Annotated in this window: 6 protein-coding genes; 3 read left to right on the plus strand and 3 right to left on the minus strand. The window is 73.3% G+C overall.

Going from position 1 to position 7,532, the window contains the following annotated elements:
* Nucleotides 1-63: 63 nt before the first annotated feature.
* Entirely contained in the window at nucleotides 64-1,608 is a 1,545-nt protein-coding gene (locus ABD785_RS27180) for an MFS transporter (protein WP_344833679.1), read from the minus strand.
* A gap of 88 nt (nucleotides 1,609-1,696) precedes the next feature.
* Between ABD785_RS27180 and ABD785_RS27185 the strand changes: the two genes are divergently transcribed.
* The 3 genes from ABD785_RS27185 to ABD785_RS27195 are packed head-to-tail and all read left to right on the plus strand — an operon-like array spanning nucleotide 1,697 to nucleotide 6,706.
* Nucleotides 1,697-4,633: an AfsR/SARP family transcriptional regulator gene (locus ABD785_RS27185; protein WP_344833681.1), complete on the plus strand. Its 2,937-nt coding sequence runs from the start codon at nucleotides 1,697-1,699 to the stop codon at nucleotides 4,631-4,633.
* A 55-nt stretch (nucleotides 4,634-4,688) separates the two neighbouring features.
* On the plus strand, nucleotides 4,689-5,429 hold the full coding sequence (locus ABD785_RS27190) for an ABC transporter ATP-binding protein (RefSeq protein WP_344833683.1): 741 nt from the start codon (nucleotides 4,689-4,691) through the stop codon (nucleotides 5,427-5,429).
* A 5-nt stretch (nucleotides 5,430-5,434) separates the two neighbouring features.
* Nucleotides 5,435-6,706 (plus strand): ABC transporter permease, encoded by a 1,272-nt coding sequence (locus ABD785_RS27195; protein ID WP_344833685.1) that lies wholly within the window; start codon nucleotides 5,435-5,437, stop codon nucleotides 6,704-6,706.
* Between the two features lie 7 nt (nucleotides 6,707-6,713).
* Here ABD785_RS27195 and ABD785_RS27200 read toward each other — a convergent pair whose 3' ends face one another.
* Nucleotides 6,714-7,136, minus strand: a complete 423-nt coding sequence (locus tag ABD785_RS27200; RefSeq protein WP_344833687.1) for a MarR family winged helix-turn-helix transcriptional regulator — start codon at nucleotides 7,134-7,136, stop codon at nucleotides 6,714-6,716.
* 45 nt (nucleotides 7,137-7,181) lie between these two features.
* A partial coding sequence (locus tag ABD785_RS27205; protein WP_344833689.1) for a hypothetical protein occupies nucleotides 7,182-7,532 on the minus strand: 351 nt, incomplete at its 5' end.

Below are 7,532 nucleotides of genomic sequence, written 5' to 3' on the forward strand. Positions count from 1 at the left end.
GTAAAGAACGCCAGAAGTCCCGTGCTCTCCCCCGAGCACGGGACTTCCGCGTTCCCCCGAAGATCAGGCGGCGACGAGCTCCCTCTCGTCGTCCTCGGCCTCGATGACCTTCGGGACCGACCGCAGGGCGAACACCGCGGCGACCCCGGCGGCCAGGGCCAGGACGGCGCTGCAGTAGAGCGTGACGTGCATGCCGTCGACGTAGGCGGAGCGGGCGGCGGCGATCGCCTGGCCGGCGAGCTGCGAGGGCAGGGTCCCGGCGGCCTCGAACGCCCCGGCCAGGGAGTCCTCGACGGCGTCGCGGGCGGGCCCGGTGACCCCGGCGGGAACCTCGACGCCGCCCCGGTAGGCCGCGTTCAGCACCGATCCGAGCAGGGCCATGCCCAGCGCGCCGCCCAGTTCCGTCGCGGTCTCGGAGATCGCCGCGGCGGCACCGGCCCGGTCCTTGGGAACCGAGGCGAGGATGGTGTCGGAGGTGACGGTCATCGCGACGCCGATCCCCATCCCGCCGAAGATCATGGTCGGGAACATCAGCGCCCAGTAGTGCGCGTCGAGGCCCATGAAGCTGTAGCTGACGAACGAGCCGGCCGACAGGACCATGCCGACCCCGATGGCCCTGTTCCGGCCGATCGCGGTGATCAGGGCGGGGGCGAGCGCCGCGCCGCCGGCCATGGCGCCGAGCGCGCCGGGCAGCCCGGCGACCCCGGCGATCCAGGGCGACCAGCCGAGGACCATCTGGAAGTACTGGGCGAAGACCAGCGACTGGGCGACCAGGGCGAACATCGCGAACATGTTGACGCCGACGGAGCCCGAGAACGCCGGGAGCCGGAAGAGCCGGACGTCGATCAGCGGCGAGGCGATCCGGGTCTGGCGCCGCAGGAACAGGGCCAGCAGCGCGACGGCGGCCAGGCCGGTGACGGCGTACTCCGGCGCCCAGCCCTCGGCCGCCAGCTCCTTGACCGTGTAGACGAACCCGACGATGCCCGCACCGGACAGCAGGACGCTCGGGACGTCCAGGCGGCCGGGGCGCGGGTCACGCGACTCGGGCAGGGCGACGGAGCCGAGCACGAAGATGACGGCCATGATCGGGACGTTGATCAGGAAGACCGAGCCCCACCAGAAGTGGTCGAGCAGCGCACCGCCGAACACCGGGCCGAGCCCGACGCCGAGCCCGGCGACGCCCGAGGAGATCCCGACGGCCATGGTCCGCTCCTTCGGGTCGGTGAAGACGTTCCTGACCAGCGACAGGCACGACGGCATGATGGTCGCCCCGGCGACTCCGAGCAGCACCCGGGCGCCGATCAGCAGCTCCGGGGTGTGGGCGTAGGCGGTGATCGCGGAGGCCGCCGCGAAGAGGCCCACGCCGGTGAGCAGCAGCTTCTTGCGCCCGATCCGGTCGCCCAGCCAGCCCATCGTGATCAGCAGCGCGGCGAGGGCGAAACCGTAGCCGTCGGCGATCCACAGGATCTGCGTCGCGGACGGATTCAGGTCCGCCACCAGCTGCGGGATGGCCAGGTGCAGGGCGGTCAGATCGATGGAGAGCACGGTGTAGGCGAGGCAGCAGATCGCGAGGGTCGACCACTTGCGGGTGGCGGCGTTCAGGTTCATGGCCACAGGTTCACGGTCCGTGCTGACCACGAACTGACCGGCCGCTGACGGTGCCCGGTGCGTCCCCCGATGGGACACAATCGTGCCCATGCGATTCGGCATTCTCGGGGCGGTCGAAGTCTGGGACGACGACGGTGAGCCGATCTCGGTGGGCGGGCCGCGAGTTCGGGCGCTGCTGGCGTTCCTGCTGCTCAACGCGGGCAAGGTGGTCCCTCCCGAGCTGCTGATCGACGGTCTGTACGGGGAGGAGCCGCCCGCGGGCGCCGCGAACGCTCTCCAGTCCCAGGTGTCGCGGCTGCGGCGCGGGCTGCGCGGGCTGGCCGAGGTGGAACTCCTTCCGGCCGGATACCGGCTCACGGCCGGGCGGGACGAGATCGACTCCCAGCGGTTCGCCGCGCTGGCCGAGTCCGCCGGGCGGGAGAGCGGGGAGCGGCGGGCGGAGCTGCTCGGCGAGGCGCTGGAGCTGTGGCGGGGGGCCGCGCTGGCGGACGTCCCGGAGGCCAGGGGCCAGGCCCTCCGGCTGGAGGAGGCCAGGATCGCGGCGCAGGAGCTGCGGGCCGAGACGCTGATGGATCTGGGCAGGCACGCGGAGGTCGTCGCGGAGCTGCGGGAGCTGGTCGAGGCCCATCCGCTGCGGGAGCGGCTCAGGGCGCTGCTCATGCGCTCGCTCTACGGATCGGGACGGCAGGCCGAGGCGCTGGAGGCCTACGAGCGGGCCCGGCGGATGCTGGCCGACGAGCTCGGGGCCGACCCGTCGAAGGAACTCGCGGACGTCCATCTGCGGATCCTGCGGGCGGAGCCGGAGCCGGGACCGCCCGTCGCCCCCGTCGGGAAGGGGCCGGGTCCGAGGCTGCCCGCCCAGCTCACGAGCTTCGTCGGACGGGACGAGGAACTGGACCGGATCGAGGGGCTGCTGGGCGCGTCCCGGCTGGTGACCCTGCTCGGGCCCGGCGGTGCGGGCAAGACGCGGCTGTCGATCGAGATCGGCGCGCGGCTGGGCGGCGAGGTCGCGTTCGTCGACTTCGCCCCGCTCGCGGCCGGTTCGGGGCAGGACCTGCTCGCCCAGGCGGCCAACACGGCGCTGGGCCTGCGCGAGGTGGGCGTTCTCCCGGCGGGGCAGCGGGCCGAGCCGGTGGAGCGGCTGACGGCCGCGCTCGCCGACCGCGACCTCGTGCTGATCCTCGACAACTGCGAGCACGTCGTCGCGGAGGCCGCGGTGTTCGCGGGCGGGCTGCTCACGGCCTGCGACCGGCTGAGGGTCATCGCCACGAGCCGGGAACCGCTGGCGGTCACCGGGGAGACGCTGTGGCCGGTCCGGCAGCTCGCCGTGCCGCCGGAGCGGGCGCCGTTCGAGGAGGCCGCGGGGGCTCCGGCCGTCCGGCTGTTCACCGACCGGGCCGCGGCCGTCCGGCCCGGGTTCGCCGTCACCGAGGACAACCTCGGCGCCGTCGTGCGGATCTGCTCCTCCCTCGACGGGCAGCCGCTCGCGATCGAGCTCGCCGCCGCCCGGCTCAGGACCCTCACCGCGCAGGAGGTCGCCGACCGGCTCGGCGACAGGTTCCGGCTGCTGTCCCGCGGCGACCGCAGCAAGAACCCGCGGCACCAGACGCTGCGCGCCGTCGTCGAGTGGAGCTGGGGTCTGCTGGCGGAGGAGGAGCAGGTGCTCTCCCGGCGGCTGACGGTCTTCACCGGCGGATTCACCGCGGCGGCCGCGGAAACGGTCTGCGGCGCCGACGAGGACGTCCTGCTCGACCTCGCCGACAAGTCGCTGATCGTCCGGGGGGCGGACGGCCGGTTCCGGATGCTGGACACCATCGCGGCCTTCTGCGCCGAGAAGCGCGAGGAGACGGGCGAGGGGAAGCGGCTCCGCGACGCCCACGCCGCCCACTTCCTGGCCTTCGTCACCGAGGCCAACGACCACATGCGCACGGCGGAGCAGATCGTCTGGCTCGACCGGCTGACCGCCGAGCACGGCAATCTCAGCGCGGCGCTGAACTGGGCCGCGGCCACCGATCTCGAGCTGGCGCTCCGCTACGTCGACATGCTGTCGGCCTACTGGTGGCTGCGCGGCAACAGGAGCGAGGGCGCGGCCGTCGCGAACACCCTGCTGGCGAAGCTCGGCGGCGTGCCGCTGCCGGGCTTCGAGGAGGAGTACGTCGCGTGCGTGGCGAACCTCGCGCTCGGCAGCATCCCCGCGCCCGCGCTGCCCGACATGATCCGCCGCTCCGACACGGTGCTCAACACGCTCGGCCGCGCCCTGCACCAGCCGTTCCTGCTCGCGATGTGGGCCCTGGCCGCCGGTCCGCCCGACGACTACGGCGACCGGATGGAGGAGATCCTCGAGGCCCGGCACGACCAGTTCGCCCACGAGCCGTGGGGCCTCGCGCTGATGAAGCTCGGCATCGGCTTCATGAATCTGTTCAGCAGCAACGACGACGACGCCGAGTCCCATCTGTGGCAGGCGCTCGCCGAGTTCGGCGCCCTCGGTGAGCGCTGGGGCATGACCCAGACCCAGGACGCCCTCGCCACCCTCTTCGAGAACACCGGCGACCTGGAACGGGCGCTCGCGCTGCGCGAGGAGGCGCTGGTCCTGATCAGGGAGCTCGGCACCGGCGCCGACACCGCCGAGATGCTCATGCGCAGGGCCGACATCCTGCTCCTCCAGGACAGGACCGCCGACGCCCGCGACGGCTTCCGCCAGGCCGAGGAGGTCGCCAGAAGATCGGGATCGATGGGCGTGCTGGCCGACGTCCACCGCGGCCTCGGCGACATCGCCCTCGGCGAGGGCGACCTCGCCGCCGCGCAGGACCGTTACGAGCAGGCCCTCGAGGACTGCCCGCCGCGCTGGTACTCCGCCGAGCTGGTCGCCCGCTGCCATCTCGGGCTGGCCCGGGTGGCCCGCGGACGGGGCGACGCGGAGGCCGCCCGGCGCCATGTCGGCACGGCCGAGGCCGCCGTGGCCGACTACTTCTTCAACAAGCCCATCCACGACGCCGCCGAGGAGATCCTCGCGGGCCTGGACTGAGCGACCGTCAGGGGCCGGTCAGCGGGCGGTCAGCGGGGCGGCGCAGGGTCGTCGCATGACGAAGGAAGCGCTGCGGCTCCACGGAGTGCGCAAGGTGCACGGCACCGGAGAGAACCAGGTCGTCGCCCTCGACGGCGTCACGCTGTCCCTGTCGGCGGGGACCTTCACGGCGGTCATGGGGCCGTCCGGGTCGGGGAAGTCCACGCTCCTCCAGGTGGCGGCGGGCCTCGACCGTCCCACCTCGGGCGAGGTCTTCGTGGACGGCCGGGAGATGACCGGCGGCGAGACCGAGCTGACGAGGTTCCGGCGCGACCGCGTCGGGTTCGTCTTCCAGCAGTTCAACCTGATCCCGACCGTCGACGTGCTGGCGAACGTGCTGCTCCCGGCGAAACTGGCCGGAAGGCGCCCGGACACCGCGCGGGCCGAGGAGATGCTGGGCCGCGTCGGGCTCGGCGACCGGCTGCGCCACTACCCGCACGAGCTGTCCGGCGGGCAGCAGCAGCGGGTGGCGATCGCCAGGGCGCTGGTGACGTCGCCGGCCGTCCTGTTCGCCGACGAGCCGACCGGCGCGCTCGACACCCGCAGCGCCCGGGACGTCCTCGCGCTGCTCCAGGAGGCCGTGCGCGTCCACGGCCAGACGCTGGTCATGGTCACCCACGACCCGGTCGCCGCGGCCCGCGCGGACGCCGTGGTCTTCCTCGCCGACGGCCGGATCGTCGGACGCATGATCTCCCCGACCGTCGACGCCGTCGCCGAACGCCTCGCCCACCTCGGCGACGACCTGGTCAGGGGTTGAGCCGGATGCTGTCACTCGCGCTCGCCTCGCTCCGCCACCGCAGGTCGGCCTTCACCGCGAGCTTCCTCGCGATGCTGCTCGGCGCGACCATGGTCATGACGTTCGGCTCGATGCTCGACACGGCGGTCGCGCCGGGGGTCGACTCCGCCAGTTCCGAGACCCTGATCACGATGGCGTCGGTCGTCGGGGGATGGAGCCTGCTGCTGGTCGCGTTCGCGGTCTCCTCGACCCTGGCGCTCGCGCTGCGGCAACGGGCGACGGAGATGGCGCTGCTGAAGAGCGTCGGCGCCACTCCCGGGCAGCTCAGGCGCATGGTCATCGGGGAGACGCTCGTGGTCTGCCTGGCCGGGGCCACCGCGGCGATCCCGTTCGGGTGGGGCCTCGGGCATCTGCTGCTGAACCTGCTGCGCTCGACCGACCAGGTCGCCGAGGGCGTCACCCACGCGTTCGGGCCGATCGCGCTCGGCCAGGGCTACGGCATCACCCTGCTCTCCTCGCTGGCGGCCGCGCTGATCGCCTCGCGCAGGGCGTCCCGGCAGCGCGTCACGGAATCCCTGCTCGAGGCCAGGGCGCCCGTTCCGGCCCGGATCGGTCTCGTCCGCGGGCTCTGCATCGCCTTCTTCCTGGCCGCCGGGATCGCCCAGGCCGTGCTCACCGCGACGGTCATGTACGGCAAGGGCTCGGACGCCATGCAGACCGCGGGCTCCGCCGACATCTGGTTCGCGATCGGCCTGTCGCTGTTCGCGCCGCTCCTGATCCGCCGGGTGCCCGCCGCGCTGCCGCCGATCGTCCTGTTCATCGGCATCGCCACCGGAACCCTCTCCATGCAGGACATGGACAACCGCGCGGCCGCCGCGGCCGGGCTGGTCAAGACCACCGAGCAGCGCAACATCGAGACCCTGAACCTCGTGGTCATCGCGATGATCGCGCTGTTCGCCTGCATCATGCTGATCAACACCCTGATCGCGGCCACCGCCCATCGGAGCCGGGAGTTCGGCCAGTACCGGCTGATCGGCGCGACGCCCGGCGGGCTCATGGCCAGGGTCGCCCGGGAGTCCCTGGCCCTGACCGCGGTCGGCGCCGTCCTCGGCACGGCCGCCGCCCTGGTCACGATCCTGCCGTACTCCTACGCGCGCACCGGTGAGTGGACGCCCGATCTCAACCCGTTCATCTCCCCGGCGGTCCTGGTCGTGGCCGCCGTCGTCACCTTCACCACCACGCTCGCCACGACCCGCCGCGTCCTGCGGACTCCGGCGATCCGGGCGGTGTTCGCCTGACGTCCGGTCAGGGGGACAGGAGGGCGAGCGCCTCGTCGAGGGCCCGCCGCTGGTCCGGGGTGAGGGGGGCCAGGAGCTCGGCGTCCAGGTGGGCGGCGGCGGTGGTGCAGGAGGCGAGCAGGGCGCGGCCGCCGTCGGTGAGGGTGAGCACCTGGCGGCGGCGGTCGTGCGGGTCGCGGACCCGCTCGACGGCGCCCAGGCGCTCCAGCTCGTCGGCCAGGGAGACGACGAGGCTGGGGGCGACCCGCAGCTCGCCGGCCAGGTCCTGCTGGGAGGCGGCCGGGCCCCGGCTCAGGACGGCGAGCAGGCCCGCGTGCTTGGGCTTGAGCCCGAAGGGCCGCAGGCGTTCGGCGTAACGCTCGGCCACGCGGGAACCCAGGGTGCCCAGGCGGAAGGCCACCGTCGCCGGAAGCGCCTTTTCGTCGTCCATATACCAAATGCTACATTCGTTTCATCATTCGGAAGCTGAACGATCTCAGGTCGTGGACGCCTGCTCGGCGTGCCATTCCTTCTGGAGGGCGTAGGCGTAGCCGCGCGACGGGGCGTCCTTGCCCGCGCTCTTCATCTCCGCGAGCGCGGCGGGGACCGAACCGTTGCTCCGGTCCAGCGCCTCCTTGAAATCCTGCTTCAGGCCCGCCGGCAGGGCCCGGGTGGTCCGCACCTCGCGGCGGAACGGAACGCCCTCGTCCGACTGGCGCGCCATTCCGCCCTTCGGCCGCGGCGGGCGGGCGGGCTCGGCGGGCCGGCGCTGCTCGGGCACGCTCCGGACGGGCGCGGAGGCTCCTCCGTTGGCGCGGACCGCCGCGCGGACGGCCGCGGGGGCGCC

Source organism: Actinocorallia longicatena (assembly GCF_039534125.1).
Classification (GTDB): domain Bacteria; phylum Actinomycetota; class Actinomycetes; order Streptosporangiales; family Streptosporangiaceae; genus Actinocorallia; species Actinocorallia longicatena.

Bases quoted from the DNA above. Each gene is read 5' to 3' on its own strand.
- ABD785_RS27180 (WP_344833679.1), bottom strand. From the start codon at position 1,608: ATGAACCTGAACGCCGCCACCCGCAAGTGGTCGACCCTCGCGATCTGC.
- ABD785_RS27185 (WP_344833681.1), top strand. From the start codon at position 1,697: ATGCGATTCGGCATTCTCGGGGCGGTCGAAGTCTGGGACGACGACGGT.
- ABD785_RS27190 (WP_344833683.1), top strand. From the start codon at position 4,689: ATGACGAAGGAAGCGCTGCGGCTCCACGGAGTGCGCAAGGTGCACGGC.
- ABD785_RS27195 (WP_344833685.1), top strand. From the start codon at position 5,435: ATGCTGTCACTCGCGCTCGCCTCGCTCCGCCACCGCAGGTCGGCCTTC.
- ABD785_RS27200 (WP_344833687.1), bottom strand. From the start codon at position 7,136: ATGGACGACGAAAAGGCGCTTCCGGCGACGGTGGCCTTCCGCCTGGGC.